This is a genomic window from Pseudomonas citronellolis, from assembly GCF_001586155.1.
GTDB classification, from domain to species: domain Bacteria; phylum Pseudomonadota; class Gammaproteobacteria; order Pseudomonadales; family Pseudomonadaceae; genus Pseudomonas; species Pseudomonas citronellolis.
Genome location: NZ_CP014158.1, coordinates 472045 through 488693, shown reverse-complemented (window position 1 = coordinate 488693; position 16649 = coordinate 472045). Strand labels below are relative to the sequence as shown.

Sequence of the window (16649 nt, the reverse complement as noted above, 5' to 3'; positions counted from 1 at the left end):
GACCCATCCTACGACGGCCGCGGCCCCACCCATTCCCCTGCGCGCGAATCGCGGGCAGGGCCCGCTCCTACAAGAAGCCGCACCAACCTCGACCGTAGGAGCGGAGCTTCTCCGCGATAGCCACAACCTCCGGCGCGATTCGCGGATGAGATCCGCTCCTACGCGGCCCCATCCACGCCATTCCCCTGTAGGAGCGATGAACCCATGAAAAAGCCCCGGCGCTTGCGCGGCGGGGCTTTTCGGGACCAGGGCGGCTCAGCGTCCGTTGATCACCGGCGTGCACAGGCGCTCCAGCAGCATGGCCTGGGCGTTGCGCGGGTTCTGGTTGCCGGTGGGGTTCAGGCGCTGGTAGCTGCCGTCGGCCTGCAGCACCCAGGCCTGGGTGTTGTCGGCCAGGTACAGCTCCAGCTCCTTCTTCACCCGCTGCACCAGCTTCTTGCCTTCCACCGGGAAGCAGGTCTCCACGCGCATGTCGAGGTTGCGCTCCATCCAGTCGGCGCTGGAGAGGTAGAGCTTCTCGTCGCCGCCGTTGAGGAAGTAGTAGATGCGGCTGTGCTCGAGGAAGCGGCCGATGATCGAGCGCACCTGGATGTTGTGCGACACCCCCGGCACGCCCGGGCGCAGGCAGCACATGCCGCGCACCACCAGGTCGATCTTCACCCCCGCCTGGCTGGCCTTGTACAGCGCGCGGATGACCTTCGGGTCGGTCAGCGAGTTGACCTTGGCCATGATGTGCGCCGGCTTGCCTTCGGCGGCCTGGGCAGCCTCGCGGTTGATCATCTCCAGCAGGTTCTTCTTCAGCGTGAAGGGCGCGTGCAGCAGCTTCTTCATGCGCAGCGTCTTGCCCATGCCGATCAGCTGGTTGAACAGCTTGTGCAGGTCCTCGCACAGCGCCACGTCGGCGGTGAGCAGGCTGTAGTCGGTGTACAGGCGGGCGTTGCCGGCGTGGTAGTTGCCGGTGCCCAGGTGCGCGTAGCGGCGCAGCTCGCCGTCCTCGCGGCGGAGGATGAGCATCATCTTGGCGTGGGTCTTGAAGCCGACCACGCCGTAGATCACCACCGCGCCGGCCTGCTGCAGGCGGCTGGCCAGTTGCAGGTTGGATTCCTCGTCGAAGCGCGCGCGCAGCTCGATCACCGCGGTGACCTCCTTGCCGTTGCGCGCCGCTTCCACCAGGGCGTCGACGATTTCCGAGTTGGCGCCGGAGCGGTACAGGGTCTGCTTGATGGCCAGCACGTTCGGGTCCTTGGCCGCCTGGCGCAGCAGGTCCACCACCGGGGTGAAGGACTCGAAGGGGTGCATCAGCAGCACGTCCAGCTTGGCCAGCACGCCGAACATGTTCTCCTTCTTCTGCAGCAGCTTCGGAATGGTCGGGGTGAACGGCGGGTACTGCAGCTCCGGATGGCTGGCCAGGCCGGTGACGCTGAACAGGCGGGTCAGGTTGACCGGGCCGCTGACCTTGTACAGCTCGCTCTCGGCCAGGCCGAACTGCTTGAGCAGGTAGTTGGACAGGTGCGCCGGGCAGGTGTCCACCACCTCCAGGCGCACGGCGTCGCCGTAGCGCCGCGAGAACAGCTCGCCGCGCAGCGCGCGGGCCAGGTCCTCGACGTCCTCGGCGTCCACCGAGAGGTCGGCGTTGCGCGTCAGGCGGAACTGGTAGCAGCCCTTGACCTTCATGCCGGAGAACAGGTCGTCGGCGTGGGCGTGGATCATCGAGGAGAGGAACACGTAGTTGTCGCCCTCCCCGGCCACGTCCTCGGGCAGGCGGATGATCCGCGGCAGCGAGCGCGGCGCCGGGATGATCGCAAGGCCCGAGTCGCGACCGAAGGCGTCCATCCCCTCCAGCTCGACCACGAAGTTCAGGCTCTTGTTCACCAGCAGCGGGAACGGGTGGGTCGGGTCGAGGCCGATAGGGGTGATGATCGGGGCGATCTCGTCGCGGAAGAAGCGCCGCACCCAGGCCTTGATCTTCGGCGTCCAGTAGCGCCGGCGGATGAAGCGCACGCCGTGCTTGGCCAGCTCCGGCAACAGGATGTCGTTGAGGATGGCGTACTGGCGGCCGACCTGCTCGTGCACCTGCTCGCTGATCCGCGCCAGGGCCTGGTGCGGCAGCAGGCCGTCGGCGCCGGCCTGTTCGCGGGCGAAGGTGATCTGCTTCTTCAGGCCGGCGACGCGGATCTCGAAGAACTCGTCGAGGTTGCTGGAGAAGATCAGCAGGAACTTCAGGCGCTCGAGCAGCGGGTAGGACTCGTCCAGCGCCTGTTCCAGCACGCGGATGTTGAACTGCAGCTGCGACAGCTCGCGATGAATGTAGAGGGCGCTGTCGTCGACGTTCACCGCCACCGCCGGGGCGGCGGGCGCCTCCACGGGGGGTTCGGCGACCACGGGGACCTCGACGGTCTCCAGGGTCTCGCTGACAGTCACTTCGGTTTCGATCAGGTCGGTAGCGTTCTGGCCTTCGGTATTCATCGCAAGTCTCGTCGCGGGGGCGTCAGCGCCCCCTTTTCAGTTGTTCTGCCGCACGTTTGGCGAAGTAGGTCAGGATGCCATCAGCGCCGGCGCGCTTGAAGGCCAGCAGCGATTCGAGAATCACCGCCTCGCTGAGCCAGCCATTCTCGATGGCCGCCATGTGCATCGCGTATTCGCCGCTGACCTGGTAGACGAAGGTCGGCGCGCGGAATTCGTCCTTGGCCCGGCGGACGATGTCCAGGTAGGGCATGCCCGGCTTGACCATGATCATGTCGGCGCCTTCGGCGAGGTCGGCGGCGATCTCGTGCAGCGCCTCGTCGCTGTTGCCCGGGTCCATCTGGTAGGTGGCCTTGCTGCCCTTGCCGAGGTTGGCGGCGGAGCCGACCGCGTCGCGGAACGGGCCGTAGTAGGCGCTGGCGTACTTGGCCGAGTAGGCCATGATCCGGGTGTTGATGTGCCCGGTGGATTCCAGCGCCTCGCGGATGGCGCCGATGCGGCCGTCCATCATGTCCGAGGGAGCCACCACCTGGGCGCCGGCCTCGGCGTGGGACAGCGCCTGCTTGACCAGTACGTCCACCGACTCGTCGTTCATCACGTAGCCGTTCTCGTCGAGGATGCCGTCCTGGCCGTGGATGGTGAACGGGTCCAGGGCCACGTCGGTGATGATGCCCAGCTCCGGGAAGCGCTCGCGCAGGGCGCGGGTGGCGCGCTGGGCGATGCCCTCGGGGTTGTAGGCCTCGGCGCCGTCGAGGGACTTCTTCTCCAGCGGCGTGACCGGGAACAGCGCCAGCGCCGGGATGCCCAGTTCCACCAGTTGCTCGGCTTCCTCCAGCAGCAGGTCGATGGACAGGCGCTCGACGCCCGGCATCGAGGCGATGGCCTCGCGCTGGTTCTTGCCGTCGAGGACGAACACCGGAAGGATGAGGTCGTCGACGCTCAGCACGTTCTCGCGCACCAGGCGACGGGAGAACTCGTCGCGGCGGTTGCGGCGCAGGCGGGTGAAGGGGAAGGCGCGTTCGGCGGAAATGAAGCTCACGGCGTACTCCAGGGCCCTGACGACAGGCACAGTGTGACAGTTATAGTCGGGGATTATGACCGATTGGTAACAAGGGGTAACAGTGACCTGGGGTCGCGGCAACCGGTCGCAGGGACCCGAAACCGCAGCATACGACCAAAGTAGGCGGCCCGGGCCATGCAAAGGCCAGCAAGCCGCCAGCAGGTGCCTTCCCCCCGGACGACAACCGCGTTAGGCTGCGCGTTCATTTTGCTGCGTTGCCTCGATAATGCTCCAACAATTCCTGCAGGATTTCGGCTATGTGGCCCTGTTCCTCGGCACCTTCTTCGAGGGCGAGACCATTCTGGTGCTGGCCGGCTTCCTTGCCTTCCGCGGCTACATGCAGCTCGAATACGTGATCGCCGTGGCCTTCCTCGGCAGCTACGCGGGCGACCAGCTCTGGTACTTCCTCGGCCGCCGCCACGGGCGCAAGCTGCTGGCGCGCAAGCCGCGCTGGCAGAAGCTCGGCGACCGCGCCCTGGAGCACGTGCGGCGGCGCCCGGACCTGTGGGTGCTGAGCTTCCGCTTCGTCTACGGCCTGCGCACCGTGATGCCGGTGGCCATCGGCCTGTCCGGCTACCCGCCGGGCCGCTACCTGCTGCTCAACGGCCTGGGCGCCATCGTCTGGGCCAGCGCGCTCGGCTCGGCGGCGTACTACTTCGGCAGCGTGCTCGAAGGCGTGCTGGGCAACATCAAGAAGTACGAACTCATGGTCCTCGGCGGCCTGCTCGCCATCGGCCTGCTGCTGTGGCTGCACCGGCGCATCAAGAACAGCCGCAACGGCAACTGATCAGGCCGGCTGCGCCTGCCGCCCCTCGTGGCGCAGGCCCCACAACGCCAGCAGGCTGAGGGCGGCATGGGCGCCCAGCAGCGCCAACGCCCACCCCGGCAGCGCCAGGCCGGCCGCTGCGGCGGTGATCGCCACCCAGGGCAGGTTCAGCAATAGGCGCAGCCCTTCCAGCCGCGGCGCCCAGGCGCGGTTCTCCAGCCAGGCGCCGATGACGAACAGGCCGCAGGCCATCCATGCCCAGCCCAGCAGCAGCGCCGGCAGCGGCCAGCCCTCCCCCAGCCCCAGCAGCAAAGTGCCGCCGACCACATAGCCGGCGAACTGCACGGTCGCGTACCACTGCCGGCCGCGGGGCAGCGGCACCTCGAACTTGCGGAAGGCCGCCAGGTCGGGCTTCTGCAGCGGGTAGCGCGCCGCCACGTCGGCCGGGCGCCAGCCGGTGCGCATGAACCAGATGCGCAGCTTGTCCCACCAACTACCCGCCCGCCGCGCGTCGTTCCACAGCGCGGCGTAGACCTGCAGGTTGGCCCACAGCGGGTTCCAGCTGGCCAGCGGCACGGTCACGCCGAACACCACCGGTTCCTCGTCCAGCTCCTCCTGGAAGGTGCCGAACAGGCGGTCCCAGAGGATGAACACGCCACCATAGTTACGGTCCATGTAGACGGGGTTCTGCGCATGGTGCACGCGGTGGTTCGACGGGCTGACGAAGAACCATTCGAACCAGCCCAGCTTGGGAATGTGCCGGGTGTGCACCCAGAACTGGTAGAGCAGGTTCAGCGCCGCCACGCTGACGAACACCAGCGGCGGCACGCCGGCCACGGCCATCGGCAGGTAGAAGATCCAGCCGAACAGGAAGCCCGTGCTGGTCTGCCGCAGCGCCGTGCTGAGGTTGTACTCCTCGCTCTGGTGGTGCACCGCGTGGGCCGCCCAGAGGATGCTGCGCTCGTGGCCCAGGCGGTGGTTCCAGTAGTAGCAGAAGTCGTAGAAGACGAAGGCGAATACCCAGACCCAGGCGCTTTGCGCGGACAGCTCGAAGAGCGCCAGGTGCTGCCAGGCGAACACGTAGGTGACCAGGCCGATGCCCTTGGTCAGCAGGCCGCTGGTGGTGGACAGCACCCCGGCGCTGAGGCTGTTCAGGGCGTCGCTCAGGCGATAGGTGGAGATGCCGCGCCAGCGGTCGGCCAACAGCTCCAGCGCGATCAGCAGGAAGAAGAACGGCACCGCGAAGAGGATGTAGTTCATGGCGCGACCGAATCGTTATGCTTATGGATACCGATCCTAGTCCTCTGGCGCCCGGCTACAACGGCCGCCGGTGACAACCCGGCCGGCATATGGCGACAGCCACGTTGCCACCGGCCAACCCCGAACCAGGAGTACCTGCATGCACAAGAAAGTTGCCGTCATCCTCTCCGGCTGCGGCGTCTACGACGGCGCCGAGATCCACGAAAGCGTGATCACCCTGCTGCGCCTGTCCCAGCGCGGCGCGCAGGTGCAGTGCTTCGCCCCGGACATCGCCCAGCACCACGTGGTCAACCACCTCACCGGACAGGAAATGCCGGAGAGCCGCAACGTGCTGGTGGAATCCGCGCGCATCGCCCGCGGCGAGATCAAGGACGTGCGCGAGGCGAAGGTCGAGGACTTCGACGCGCTCATCGTCCCCGGCGGCTTCGGCGCGGCGAAGAACCTGTCCAACTTCGCCTTCGAGGGCGACCGCTGCGAGGTCGAGTCGGACGTGCTGGCCCTGGCCAAGGCCTTCGCCGCCGCGCACAAGCCGGTGGGCCTGATCTGCATCGCTCCGGCCATGGCCGAGCGCATCTACGGCCCGGGCATCGAATGCACCATCGGCTGCGACGCCGACACCGCCGCCGCCCTCACCCGCATGGGCGCCAAGCACGTCGAATGCCCGGTGGACGAGATAGTCGAGGACAGCCGCCACAAGCTGGTGACCACCCCGGCCTACATGCTGGCGCAGAACATCGCCGAGGCGGCCAGCGGGATCAACAAGCTGGTGGATCGGGTGTTGGAGTTGGCGTAAGGCAGGATTGGAGCTGGAAGCTGGAAGCTGGAAGCTGGAAGCTGGAAGCTGGAAGCTGGAAGCTGGAAGCTGGAAGCTGGAGATCGTGCGGCTTCTAGCTTTCGGCTTCAAGCTTCCAGCGTCTCTTTTAGCTTCTGCTCAACCGCGTCAACAACCGATCCAGCGCATTGGCGAAAGCCTGTCGATCCTTGTCGCCATAAGGCGCCTGGCCGCCGCCCATCTGCCCCTGGTCGCGCAGGTCGGTCATCAGGTTGCGCAGCGCCAGGCGCTCACCCATGTTCTTCGCGTCGAACTCGCGGCCGCGCGGGTCCAGGGCGTCCACGCCCTTCTTCACCAGGCGGTCGGCCAGCGGCACGTCGCTGCAGATCACCAGGTCGCCCGGCTCGGCCTGTTCCACCAGGTAGTCGTCGGCGGCGTCCATGCCGCTGGGCACCACCACCAGGCTGACGCAGGCGAACGGCGGCTTGGCCACCGGCTGGCCGGCGACCATCACCACTTCCAGCTTGCGCTTCAGGGCGAACTTCGCCACCAGTTCCTTCGCCGCGCGCGGGCAGGCGTCGGCATCGATCCAGATACGCATCGGACTCGTTTCCCGAAAATGACGACGGCCAGTATCGCACTGGCCGTCGGGGTTTGCCGCGTGCCGCCTCAGGGCAGCGCCGCGGCCTTGCGTTTTTCCGCCAGCAGGCTGCGCCCGTAGAGCACGACCACCGCCAGCAGCGCCAGGGCCTGGGCCGATAGCGAGTAGGCGTCGGCCTTGATGCCCAGCCAGTCGAAGTCGAAGAAGGGCACCGGGCGGGTGCCGATCACCCCGGCTTCCTGCAGGGCCACCACGCCGTGCCCGGCGAACACCACCGAGAGCGCGCAGAGCAGCGCGGCGTTGACGGTGAAGAACAGCTTCAGCGGCAGTTTCGCCGAGCCGCGCAGGATCACCCAGGCCAGGCCGATCAGCAGCACCACCGCGCAGCCGGCGCCGGCGATGACCGCGCTGTGCCCGGCCGGGCCGGCCTGCAGCCAGAGGGTTTCGTAGAACAGGATGACCTCGAACAGCTCGCGGTACACCGAGAAGAACGCCAGCACGGCGAAGCCGAAGCGCCCGCCGCCGCCCACCAGGCTGCTGCGGATGTAGTCCTGCCAGGCCGCGGCGTGGCGGCGGTCGTGCATCCACACGCCGAGCCAGAGCACCATCACGCAGGCGAACAGCGAGGTGAAGCCCTCCATCAGCTCGCGCTGGGCGCCGCCGATGTCGATCACGTAGGCCGCCAGCGCCCAGGTGGCGAAGCCGGCGACGAAGGCCAGGCCCCAGCCGACGTGCACGCCGCGGGTGGCGGCTTCCTGCCCGGTGTTGCGCAGGAAGGCGAGGATGGCAGCGAGCACCAGGATGGCTTCCACGCCCTCGCGCAGCAGGATCAGCAGCGCCGAGACGAAGCTGATGGTGCTGCTCAGGGAGTCGCCGCTGAGCGCCTTGGCGGCTTCGCCAAGCTTGCCCTTGGCGCGCTCCAGCTGCTGCGCCACCTGGGCTTCGGGCAGGCCGTCGCGCAGCGTCTGGCGGTAGGCCATGAGTTCTTTCTCGGTGGCCTTGCGCAGGGTGGCGTCGACGTTGTCCAGCGAGCTTTCCACCAGCTCGAAGCCTTCCAGGTAGGCCGCCACGGACAGGTCGTAGGCCTGGTCGTGATCGCCCTGGCGGTAGATGGCGAAGCTCTTGTCGAGGGTGGCGGCGGTGTAGTCGATCAGCTGCGCCGGGCCGCGGTGCTCCAGCGGCGGGTGCGCGCGCAGGGCGCGGAAGCTCTGCGCGGCGGCGTCGCCGTCGCGGGCAGCCACTTCGGCCGGGGTCTGGGTGGCCAGGCTCGCCAGCGGGTAGGCGTGGGCGCCGTCGGGCTGGGCCTCGGCGGCGCTCAGGCCCGCCACGTAGGCTGCCAGGTCCCAGCGCTGGCGCTCGTCCAACTGGTCGGCGAAGGCCGGCATGTCGGTGCCGGCGACGCCCAGGCCGATCACCGTGCGCAGGTCGTAGAGGCTCAGCTGGTCCAGGCGCGCGCGGGCCGTGAGGTCGGCCGGCGGCGGCTGCAGGCCGATGCCCGCCGGGCCGTCGCCCTTGCCGGCGTCGCCGTGACAGATCGAGCACTGCTGGGCGTAGAGCGGTGCGCCGCGGGCCGGGTCGGGGGTGATGGCGGGGGTCTGCACCACCTGGTAGACATCCGCCAGGCGCGCTTCCAGGTGCCGCGCCTGCTGCGCCACCAGGGCGCCGGGCTGGCGCTGCTCGATGGCGCGGCGCAGGCCGGCCACCTCGCGCTCCAGGTCGGCCCGCTCGGGGCGCGCCGGCAGGGCCAGCAGCAGCGCCTGCAGCTGGCCGGCGAACTCCAGTTGCTCCTTGTATTCGGTGGCGTCGACCACCTGCCCGGCGCTCACCGTCGGCGGGTAGTCCGCGGCCAGGTAGCTCAGCAGGTGCAGGGCCTGGGAGGGGTCGACCGGAACGTCGGCCAGGGCCGTGAGGCTGGCGCCGCAAAGCAGCGGCAGCAGCCAGATGAGAAGCTTTGGAAGGCGCATGGCGGAAGGCGAATGAGAATGGAGGGCGCCAATACTACTCCGCCACCATTCGGGCGCCTAGGCGGCGCCCGTCGGCTTCACACCGGGGCGCGGCGAACGGTGGCCAGCAGCGCGGCGGCGCCGAGGAACAGGCTGGCGAAGGTGCGGTTCATCAGCCGTTGCTGGCGCGGCGAACGCAGCGCGCGCAGCACCCGCGCGGCCAGCCCGGTGTAGCCGGCCATGACGATCAGGTCGACGCAGATCATGGTCGCGCCCATGATCACGTACTGCATCGCCATCGGCCGGTGCGGGTCGACGAACTGCGGCAGCACGGCGAGCATGAAGATCACCGCCTTGGGGTTGCTGGCGTTGACCAGGAAGCCGCGCAGCACCAGGCTCAGCGGGCGGCCGATGGGGCGCTCGGCGTCGGCCTGCATCACCTGCGGGGCGGCGCTCCACTGGCGCCAGGCGAGGTAGGCCAGGTAGACCACGCCGAACCACTTGATCACGCTGAAGGCCAGCGCCGAGGTGGCCAGCAGCGCGCCGACGCCCGCGGCGACCACGGCGATCTGCAGGGCCAGGCCGATCTGCAGACCCAGGGCGTTCCAGTAGCCGCGCCAGAAGCCGTACTGCAGGCCGCAGGACATCGAGGCGATGGCCCCAGCGCCGGGCGACAGGCTGATCACCCAGCAGGCGATGAGGAAGGCGAACCAGGTACTGGCGAGCATGGTGGACCTCGTGGCGAAAAATCTTGTTACGGGTAGCCAGTGTGCCCGAGTCGCGCGTTGCCGTGTAGGGCGGATAACCGTTCGCGGTTATCCGCCGATTGACCTTGATCCCAGGCGCGCTTCGGGCTTGGTCACGGAGAGCCTCTTTCCGGGCGCGTCGAGCCGTAGGATGGCGTTGAGCGAAGCGATACCCATCAGCGCAACTCCGGCATTCCCCTGTAGGAGCGCGCCCTGCGCGCGAATCGCGGGCAGGGCCCGCTTACCGCATGAGCGAGCATGGCTTTTCGTAGGATGGTGTTGAGCGCAGCGATACCCATCAGCGCAACTCCGGCATTCCTCTGTAGGAGCGCGCCCTGCGCGCGAATCGCGGGCAGGGCCCGCTCCTACAGGTGCGGAGGAAGCCCGGCGCGGGGAATGCCAATCAGCTCGGCAGGTCCTTGCGCAGCTTCACCGGCTCTTCGCCGCGCTTGCGCGCCAGGGCGCCGCGCAGGCGGATGTTGAGGGCTTCCACCGCCAGCGAGAAGGCCATGGCGAAGTAGACGTAGCCCTTGGGCACGTGGACCTCGAAGGCCTCGGCCACCAGCACGGTGCCGACCACGATGAGGAACGACAGCGCCAGCATCTTCAGCGACGGGTGCTTGTCGATGAAGTCGCTGATGGTGCCGGCGGCGAGCATCATCACGCCGACCGAGATGACGATGGCGGCGATCATCACCGGCACGTTCTGCACCAGGCCCACGGCAGTGATCACCGAGTCCAGGGAGAAGATGATGTCGATGATCGCGATCTGCACGATCACCGCCATGAAGCCGCGGCTCCTGGCGCTGCCCTGCCCGCCTTCCTCGGCGCCTTCCAGGCTGTGGTAGATCTCCATGGTGCTCTTGAACAGCAGGAACAGGCCGCCGAAGAACAGGATCAGGTCGCGCCCGGAAACGCCCTGGCCGAACACCTCGAAGAGGTCGGCGGTCAGGCGCATCACCCAGGTGATCGACAGCAGCAGGAGAATCCGCGTGCCCATCGCCAGCGCCAGGCCGAAGAACCGCGCCTTGGGCTGCTGTGCCGCCGGCAGGCGGCTGACCAGGATGGAGATGAAGATGATGTTGTCGATGCCCAGGACGATCTCCAGGGCGGTCAGGGTCAGAAAGGCGACCCAGATTTCAGGGCTAGCGAGCCATTCCATAGTGCGTGGGTATCCGTGTGGGAACAGGGGTTGTGGTTGTTATCTTCCGCTGCTCAGCCCGGGCCCTTTCCAGCGCCGGATGGCCTTCTGGAAGAACAGGCTGTTGGGCACCTGCAGCAGGGCGCTGGTGCCGTCCTCGAAGGTTTCCTCGAGGGTGGTGTAGAGCAGGTTGATGGCGCTGACGCGGCCCTTCACGCCGGGCTTGTCGGCCGACTCGATGACCTCCACCAAGTCGCCCAGGCGGAACGGCCCGACGGTGAAGATCAGCAGCGCGCAGAACAGGTTGGAAAGCACGCTCCAGATGGCGAAGAAGGCCACCGCGGCGACCGCGACGAAGCCGGTCAGCGCGGTCCACAGCACCTGGGCGGAAACCCCCAGGCGCTCCAGCACCATCATCAGCGCCGAGCCCATGATCAGCCAGCGCAGGCCGCCGCGCAGCGGCAGCAGCAGTTCGTGGGGGATCGGGTAGCGCTGCGCCAGGCGGTTCAGCCCGCGCGCCACCATGCGCTGCAGCACCCAGGCCAGCAGCAGGATGAGGACGATCTGCAGGCCGCGCAGCAATGGATCGCTCCAGGCGACGAGCAGCGGCAGGTCTTCCATCACTCGGCTCCTTCGAGCTGGGCCTGGAGGTTCTCCAGGGTTTCCAGGGCCACCAGCCAGGCTTCCTCGACCTCGGCCTCGCGGGCTTTCAGGCTCGCCTGCCGGGCCAGCAGGTCACGCAGTTCGTCCTTGCGCGCGTTCTCGTAGAGGGCGCTGTCGCCGAGCTTTTCCTCCAGCGCGGCGAGCTTCTCGTGGATGCCGCCCAGTTCCTTCTCCAGCTTGTCCGCCTCGCGCTTGTGCGGCGCCAGCTGCTGGCGCAACGCGGCGGCGGCCTGGCGCTGGGCGCGCTTGTCGGTCTTCTCGACAGACGCTGCGCCGGCATTGGCGACCGGCGCCTGGCGCGCGCGGAAATCCACCAGCCAGCGGGCGTAGTCGTCGAGGTCGCCGTCGAAGTCTTGCACGCGGCCGTCGGCCACCAGCAGGAACTGGTCGGTGGTGCTCTTGAGCAGATGGCGATCGTGGGACACCACCACCACCGCCCCGGAGAACTCCTGCAGGGCCATGGTCAGGGCCAGGCGCATCTCCAGGTCGAGGTGGTTGGTCGGCTCGTCCAGCAGCAGCAGGTTGGGCTTCTGCCAGGCGATCAGGGCCAGCGCCAGGCGCGCTTTCTCGCCGCCGGAGAAGTTCAGCACCGGCTCGTCGCAGCGCGCGCCGCGGAAATCGAAGCCGCCGAGGAAGTCGCGCAGGGTCTGCTCGCGCTCGCCCGGGGCGATGCGCTGCAGGTGCAGCAGCGGGCTGGCCTTGGCGTCCAGCGAGTCGAGCTGGTGCTGGGCGAAGTAGCCGATGGCGAGGTTCTCGCCGCGCGCCAGATGCCCGGCCAGCAGCGGCAGGTCGCCGGAGAGGGTCTTGATCAGGGTCGACTTGCCCGCGCCGTTGGGGCCCAGCAGGCCGATGCGCGCGCCGGGCACCAGTTGCAGCTTGACCTTCTCCAGCACCGTCTTCTCGCCGTAGCCCAGGCGCGCCTCGGACAGGTCCAGCAGCGGGCTGGAAATCTTGTCCGACTCGCGGAAGACGAAGTCGAAGGGCGAGTCGACGTGGGCCGGGGCCAGCTCCTCCAGGCGTTCCAGGGCCTTGATGCGGCTCTGTGCCTGGCGCGCCTTGGTGGCCTGGGCGCGGAAGCGGGCGATGTACTTTTCCATGTGGGCGCGCTGCGCCTGCTGCTTCTCGTAGGCCTGCTGCTGTTGCGCCAGGCGTTCGGCGCGGGTGCGCTCGAAGGCCGAGTAGCCGCCGCGGTAGAGGGTCAGCTTGCGCTGCTCCAGATGCGCCACGTGGTCGACCACGGCATCGAGGAAGTCGCGGTCGTGGGAGATCAGGATCAGCGTGCCCGGGTAGCCCTTGAGCCACTCTTCCAGCCAGAGGATGGCGTCGAGGTCGAGGTGGTTGGTGGGTTCGTCGAGCAGCAGCAGTTCGGACGGGCACATCAGTGCCTGGGCCAGGTTCAGGCGCATCCGCCAGCCACCGGAGAAGTCGCCGACGCGGCGCTCCATCTGCTCGGCGGTGAAGCCCAGGCCGGCCAGCAGCTTGCGCGCCCGCGCGTCGGCGGTGTAGCCGTCGGCGTTGTCCAGCTCGGTGTGCAGGCGCGCTACGGCGGCGCCGTCGTGGGCGTTCTCGGCGATGGCCAGCTGCGCCTGGATCTCGCGCAGACGCACATCGCCGTCGAGGACGTAGTCCACGGCCTGGCGCTCGAGGGTGTCCACCTCCTGGCGCATGTGCGCGATGCGCCAGTCGGCGGGGATCCGGCAGTCGCCGGCGTCCTGGCCGAGCTGGCCGCGCAGCAGGGCGAACAGGCTCGATTTGCCGGCGCCGTTGGCGCCGATCAGGCCGACTTTCTGGCCGGCATGCAAGGTCAGTTCGGCACCTTCCAGCAAGCGCTGGGGGCCACGCTGTAGCGTAAGATTTTGGAGTCGAATCATGGCGGCGGAGTTTATCAGCTTCGCCGCGCAACCGCTGTGGGAGCCCTATGACAGAAGATATCTGGTCGTTCGCCCTCGACCTCTACGCGCAGCCGGGCGTCGAGGCGGCCTGCCTGGAGCTGCAGGAAGCCGGCGCCGACGTCTGCCTGCTGCTGGCCGGGGCCTGGTTCGCCGCTCGCGGCCGGGCCTGCTCCGAACAACGCCTGGACACCCTGGCGAAGGCCTCCACCAACTGGCAACGCGAGGTGGTCAAGCCGCTGCGGATGCTGCGCCAACAGTGGAAGGCGGGGGCGCAGGACGACGCCCATCTGGAAGAACTACGGGAAACCCTGAAAACGCTGGAGCTGCGCGCCGAACGCCTGCAACTGGAGCGGCTGGCGGAAGCGGGACGGGACTGGACGGAAGCGGGAAGGGACGAACTGGACGCCTGGCTGCAAGGCTGCGCCGACGAAGCGGGGAAGGCACGCCGCGGTGCGCTGCAACAGCTGCGCACCGCGGCGGCTTCGCGAGCGGCGTCTTAGGAAGCGCTGCTCGGAGTGGCGGCCGGAGCGCTCGGCGCTACCGGAGCCGGTGCGGCGCTGGCGACCGGAGCGGTCGACGCGGCCGGGGCAGCGGGAGCAGCCGGGGTAGCGGCCGGAGCTGCAGGCTTGGCGGCGACGGCGGGCTTGGCCGCGGGTTTCGCAGCGGCGGGCTTGGCGGCCGGTTTGGCAGCAGGCTTCGCAGCGGTGGGCTTGGCAGCCGGTTTGGCGGCAGGCTTCGCAGCAGCGGGCTTGGCAGCCGGTTTGGCGGCAGGCTTCGCAGCAGCAGGCTTGGCAGCCGGTTTGGCAGCAGGCTTCGCAGCAGCGGACTTGGCAGCCGGCTTGGCGGCAGGCTTCGCAGCAGCAGCTTTGGCAGCCGGCTTGGCGGCAGGCTTCGCAGCAGCAGCTTTGGCAGCCGGTTTAGCGGCGGGCTTCGCAGCAGCAGCCTTGGCAGCTGGTTTGGCGGCGGGCTTCGCAGCAGCAGTTTTAGCAGCCGGCTTGGCGGCGGGCTTCGCAGCGGCAGCTTTGGCAGCCGGTTTGGCGGCGGGCTTCGCAGCAGCAGTTTTAGCAGCCGGCTTGGCGGCGGGCTTCGCAGCGGCAGCTTTGGCAGCCGGTTTGGCGGCGGGCTTCGCAGCAGCAGTTTTAGCAGCCGGCTTGGCGGCGGGCTTCGCAGCAGCAGCCTTGGCAACCGGTTTAGCGGCGGGCTTCGCGGCAGCAGCCTTGGCAGCCGGCTTGGCGGCAACGGCCTTGGCGGCCGGTTTGGCGGCAGGCTTGGCAGCGGCAGCCTTGACTACCGGCTTGGCGGCGACAGGCTTGGCGGCGGCAACCGGCTTGCGGGTGGCCAGCGACTTGCCGACCGCTTCCTTCACCTTGCTCACGCCCTGGGCCAGCTTCAGGCTTTCCTGGACGTCACGCTTGAGGTTGGCGATGTAGGCGCGGGTTTCCGCCTGACGGCCCTTCAGTGTTTCCAGCACCTCTTCCAGCTCTGCGATGCCGGCCTTGGCCTTGGCTTGTGCCTTGGCCTTCCCGGACTTGCCTGCTTCCTGCAGTTTGGTGCGTGCCTTGTGCAGTTTGTCCTGCGCTTTGGCACGTTGCTTTTCCAGCTTGGCGTGCAGTTTCTCGGAGTCCACCAGGGCCTGCTTGCAAGCGGTCTCCAAGTGCTCGATCAGACTGTGGGAAAGTTGCTGCAGCAGATGCAAAGGGGTGGTGACAGGTTTCTTGTTGGCCGACATGACGTGCCTCCTGGCGTACGTGGTTGCGCCCATACTAGACCCGCGCAGGCCCTCTCGCCAACGCCCCCATAAAGCTGAAACCCGCGCCAGGCACAATCTGCAGCCGTTTTTCCACAGGCCGGACAGCAGCCTGCGGGCACGCCATCTCCAGCGACACCCTCGCCAACGACGCCACAGACTGCCGCCACGAGGCCGTCAGGCGGAGCTTTCCGAATGGCTGTAAGCCTCGTAGTACGCGGCTTTCAGCCACCTCGCCGAGGTTTTCGCGGGCATGAAAAAAGGGCGCGTCCGCAAGGACCGCGCCCCTTTTCCCGCCCGCCAGAATCAGGCGGTGACCGTGCGCTGTTCGTGGGCGTTGTGCAGCACCTCGATCAGGCAATCTTCCAGTTCGAAACGCTCGTGAAGCTGTTGGCACAGCAGCTTCAACTCGTTGGTGAGGCAGGTGCCTTCGCGGCAATCGCCGTTGTCGCAGCGATCGGTGAAGTTCAATGCGGACGCGGTGATGGCTTCCAGGCGCGGGTAGATCTGCTTGGCCAGTTCCAGGCCGCGCGCATCGCCGAAGGCCTTGGCCTCGTCCATCAGCTGTTCGTAGACCTCGAAGTGGCCGGCGGAGACGTAGTCGACCAGGCGCTGGCAGAAGTTCTCCAGCCCCTCGCCATTGACGGCGGGCGCCTGGGGTCCGGATAGCGAATCGAAGGCCTGGATGAGTTCCTGGCGGTCACGCAACCAGCGGTCGATCAGTTGGTGGACGCCTCCCCAACGTTCCTGGGCATTGCGGCAGCTCTCGAGCATCTTGTCCTCGCTTCCCTCGGCCTGTCCCGGCGGTTCCGCGGCGGGACAGTTCTCTGTCGAATGCGGGCACTCGCCGGCGTTCTACCGCTCTGATGGCGGAATCCCGGCGGTGCGGAAGACCAGAGTATGCCCGCGGGATGTCCGCTTCAAGACACCTTTCGTGGGAAAATTCATACGAGCGTTTAATCGGCAGCCCGCGACGGCGCTGGCTTCGCGCCGTAGGACAGTTCTGCCGCCGCGCGGCGATCAGCCGCGGCGCAGAAACTGGAAGACGGCGAACAGGGCGAAGCCGACGAAGGCCAGCAGGCTCCACTCCGGGATGCTCAGGCTGAGCAGCGTCCAGGTCACCTCGGCGCAGTCGGCCGAGCCGTGGAACATGGTCCAGAGGATGTCCGCGTAGGGCATGGTCTGCATCATGTAGTCCAGCGGCGGCAGGCAGGACGGCAGTTGGTCCGGCGGCAGGGTCTGCAGCCAGATCTGCCGGCCGGCGGTGCCGGCCCCGCCCAGCGAGCAGAGCAGCACCAGCACCGAGTAGACGCGCCGGCCGCGGCCATGCAGCGCGGCGATCAGCGAGAACAGCCCGGCGCCGGCGAAGAAGATGCGCTGCACGATGCACAGCGGGCAGGGTTCCAGGCCGACGACGTACTGCAGGTAGAAACCGGCGCCGAGCATGGCGGCGCAGGCGAGGAAGGCGAGGAAGAACAGGGAACGCGGGCTGGCCAGGTTCATGGCGGCTCCAGTGGCACGGCATTTTCGGAAAGGCCGCTACGGTAGAGGAAATTCCGCGGGCCTTTCAAGGCGGCGGGCTAGACTGGGCCGGA

The 16649-nt window shown here is 68.0% G+C and carries 14 protein-coding genes and 1 pseudogene; 3 read left to right on the top strand and 12 right to left on the bottom strand.

The window, feature by feature from the left end; genetic code table 11:
- Positions 1–255: 255 nt before the first annotated feature.
- Complete coding sequence (gene ppk1, locus PcP3B5_RS02170) at positions 256–2466, bottom strand: polyphosphate kinase 1 (RefSeq protein ID WP_009615067.1); 2211 nt, start codon at positions 2464–2466, stop codon at positions 256–258.
- Positions 2467–2488: 22 nt separating this feature from the next.
- Positions 2489–3502, bottom strand: coding sequence for a porphobilinogen synthase (gene hemB, locus PcP3B5_RS02165; protein ID WP_043269641.1), 1014 nt, complete (start codon positions 3500–3502; stop codon positions 2489–2491).
- A 244-nt stretch (positions 3503–3746) separates the two neighbouring features.
- Between hemB and PcP3B5_RS02160 the strand changes: the two genes are divergently transcribed.
- Positions 3747–4310, top strand: coding sequence for a DedA family protein (locus PcP3B5_RS02160; RefSeq protein WP_099049022.1), 564 nt, complete (start codon positions 3747–3749; stop codon positions 4308–4310).
- On the opposite strand, the gene PcP3B5_RS02155 is transcribed toward PcP3B5_RS02160, so the two are convergent.
- Positions 4311–5549 (bottom strand): sterol desaturase family protein, encoded by a 1239-nt coding sequence (locus tag PcP3B5_RS02155; RefSeq protein WP_061560475.1) that lies wholly within the window; start codon positions 5547–5549, stop codon positions 4311–4313. It abuts the gene before it with no gap.
- 139 nt (positions 5550–5688) lie between these two features.
- Here PcP3B5_RS02155 and elbB point away from each other — a divergent pair, with 139 nt between their 5' ends.
- Positions 5689–6342 (top strand): isoprenoid biosynthesis glyoxalase ElbB, encoded by a 654-nt coding sequence (elbB, locus tag PcP3B5_RS02150; protein WP_061560474.1) that lies wholly within the window; start codon positions 5689–5691, stop codon positions 6340–6342.
- Between the two features lie 127 nt (positions 6343–6469).
- Here the strand turns inward: elbB and PcP3B5_RS02145 are convergent, their stop codons facing one another.
- The 6 genes from PcP3B5_RS02145 to PcP3B5_RS02120 form a co-directional block, all read right to left on the bottom strand.
- On the bottom strand, positions 6470–6922 hold the full coding sequence (locus tag PcP3B5_RS02145) for a YaiI/YqxD family protein (RefSeq protein ID WP_058487746.1): 453 nt from the start codon (positions 6920–6922) through the stop codon (positions 6470–6472).
- A 68-nt stretch (positions 6923–6990) separates the two neighbouring features.
- Positions 6991–8886 carry a cytochrome c/FTR1 family iron permease gene (locus PcP3B5_RS02140; RefSeq protein ID WP_061560473.1) on the bottom strand — a complete coding sequence of 632 codons (1896 nt, stop codon included), beginning with the start codon at positions 8884–8886 and terminating at the stop codon, positions 6991–6993.
- 77 nt (positions 8887–8963) lie between these two features.
- The gene (locus tag PcP3B5_RS02135; RefSeq protein WP_009615056.1) at positions 8964–9593 is read right to left on the bottom strand and encodes a LysE family transporter; all 630 of its coding nucleotides are present in this window, start codon (positions 9591–9593) and stop codon (positions 8964–8966) included.
- 421 nt (positions 9594–10014) lie between these two features.
- Positions 10015–10773: a TerC family protein gene (locus PcP3B5_RS02130; RefSeq protein ID WP_043269651.1), complete on the bottom strand. Its 759-nt coding sequence runs from the start codon at positions 10771–10773 to the stop codon at positions 10015–10017.
- Positions 10774–10812: 39 nt separating this feature from the next.
- On the bottom strand, positions 10813–11373 hold the full coding sequence (locus PcP3B5_RS02125; protein ID WP_043269653.1) for a mechanosensitive ion channel family protein: 561 nt from the start codon (positions 11371–11373) through the stop codon (positions 10813–10815).
- Positions 11373–13286, bottom strand: coding sequence for an ATP-binding cassette domain-containing protein (locus PcP3B5_RS02120; RefSeq protein ID WP_061560472.1), 1914 nt, complete (start codon positions 13284–13286; stop codon positions 11373–11375). Before PcP3B5_RS02120 ends, PcP3B5_RS02125 begins: the two co-directional genes overlap by 1 nt.
- Before the next feature lie 47 nt (positions 13287–13333).
- Here PcP3B5_RS02120 and PcP3B5_RS02115 point away from each other — a divergent pair, with 47 nt between their 5' ends.
- A complete protein-coding gene (locus PcP3B5_RS02115) occupies positions 13334–13807 on the top strand; it encodes a TIGR02444 family protein (protein WP_061560471.1) in 474 nt (157 codons plus the stop codon).
- A gap of 185 nt (positions 13808–13992) precedes the next feature.
- Here PcP3B5_RS02115 and PcP3B5_RS02110 read toward each other — a convergent pair.
- The 3 genes and pseudogenes from PcP3B5_RS02110 to PcP3B5_RS02100 form a co-directional block, all read right to left on the bottom strand.
- Positions 13993–15036 (bottom strand): annotated as a pseudogene (locus PcP3B5_RS02110) (AlgP family protein); the annotation flags it as partial.
- 324 nt (positions 15037–15360) lie between these two features.
- A complete protein-coding gene (locus PcP3B5_RS02105; protein ID WP_009615050.1) occupies positions 15361–15828 on the bottom strand; it encodes an Rsd/AlgQ family anti-sigma factor in 468 nt (155 codons plus the stop codon).
- Between the two features lie 246 nt (positions 15829–16074).
- On the bottom strand, positions 16075–16557 hold the full coding sequence (locus PcP3B5_RS02100; protein WP_009615049.1) for a disulfide bond formation protein B: 483 nt from the start codon (positions 16555–16557) through the stop codon (positions 16075–16077).
- Positions 16558–16649: the final 92 nt, after the last annotated feature.

What these genes read in the sequence shown, in the direction of transcription:
- PcP3B5_RS02115 (WP_061560471.1), top strand. Translation starts at nt 13,334, where the DNA reads ATGACAGAAGATATCTGGTCGTTCGCCCTCGACCTCTACGCGCAGCCG.
- PcP3B5_RS02145 (WP_058487746.1), bottom strand. Translation starts at nt 6,922, where the DNA reads ATGCGTATCTGGATCGATGCCGACGCCTGCCCGCGCGCGGCGAAGGAA.
- elbB (WP_061560474.1), top strand. Translation starts at nt 5,689, where the DNA reads ATGCACAAGAAAGTTGCCGTCATCCTCTCCGGCTGCGGCGTCTACGAC.
- PcP3B5_RS02120 (WP_061560472.1), bottom strand. Translation starts at nt 13,286, where the DNA reads ATGATTCGACTCCAAAATCTTACGCTACAGCGTGGCCCCCAGCGCTTG.
- PcP3B5_RS02155 (WP_061560475.1), bottom strand. Translation starts at nt 5,549, where the DNA reads ATGAACTACATCCTCTTCGCGGTGCCGTTCTTCTTCCTGCTGATCGCG.
- PcP3B5_RS02135 (WP_009615056.1), bottom strand. Translation starts at nt 9,593, where the DNA reads ATGCTCGCCAGTACCTGGTTCGCCTTCCTCATCGCCTGCTGGGTGATC.
- PcP3B5_RS02105 (WP_009615050.1), bottom strand. Translation starts at nt 15,828, where the DNA reads ATGCTCGAGAGCTGCCGCAATGCCCAGGAACGTTGGGGAGGCGTCCAC.
- PcP3B5_RS02130 (WP_043269651.1), bottom strand. Translation starts at nt 10,773, where the DNA reads ATGGAATGGCTCGCTAGCCCTGAAATCTGGGTCGCCTTTCTGACCCTG.
- ppk1 (WP_009615067.1), bottom strand. Translation starts at nt 2,466, where the DNA reads ATGAATACCGAAGGCCAGAACGCTACCGACCTGATCGAAACCGAAGTG.
- PcP3B5_RS02125 (WP_043269653.1), bottom strand. Translation starts at nt 11,373, where the DNA reads ATGGAAGACCTGCCGCTGCTCGTCGCCTGGAGCGATCCATTGCTGCGC.
- PcP3B5_RS02100 (WP_009615049.1), bottom strand. Translation starts at nt 16,557, where the DNA reads ATGAACCTGGCCAGCCCGCGTTCCCTGTTCTTCCTCGCCTTCCTCGCC.
- PcP3B5_RS02140 (WP_061560473.1), bottom strand. Translation starts at nt 8,886, where the DNA reads ATGCGCCTTCCAAAGCTTCTCATCTGGCTGCTGCCGCTGCTTTGCGGC.